At 71.7% G+C, this 459-nt stretch carries 1 protein-coding gene; it reads right to left on the reverse strand.

Annotation, left to right across the window (positions count from 1 at the left end):
- Nucleotides 1-459 (reverse strand): nicotinate-nucleotide--dimethylbenzimidazole phosphoribosyltransferase (locus EN893_RS37580; RefSeq protein ID WP_206640286.1); only part of this gene is annotated, 459 nt, incomplete at both ends.

A 459-nucleotide genomic window follows, 5' to 3' on the forward strand; every position in this document is an offset into this window, starting at 1 on the left:
GCCCGAACGGGTCAGCGCGGCGGCCGTGACCAGCCCCGCAGCAAGGGCGGCCCCTGCCCCTTCGCCATGGCTGATATCCAAATCAAGCAACGGGCGCAGCCCTAGCCGTTGGGCGGCGCGTGCATGCGCGGGTTCCGGCGACAGGCTGGCCAGAAGGCAATGCTCGAGCGCTGTGGGATTGACGCCATGCAGTACCGCTGCGGCTGCCGTCGCCGCCAATCCGTCGAGCAGCACCGGGATCTTCTGCATCCGCGCGGCAAGGATGGCGCCGGCGATCGCCGCGAATTCACGGCCACCGACCCGGCGCAGCGCCTCGAGCGGGTCGCCGAGATGGCCGCCATGAAAAGCCAGCGCCGCATCGACCACGTCGGCTTTGCGTGCCTGCATCGCCGCATCGGCGCCCGACCCCGGGCCGACCCAATCGGCGCCCCCGCCCCCGAACAGTGCCGCGAACAGGGC

Origin of the sequence: Mesorhizobium sp. M7A.F.Ca.CA.004.04.2.1 (assembly GCF_004022825.1) — a bacterium.
GTDB lineage: Bacteria > Pseudomonadota > Alphaproteobacteria > Rhizobiales > Rhizobiaceae > Mesorhizobium.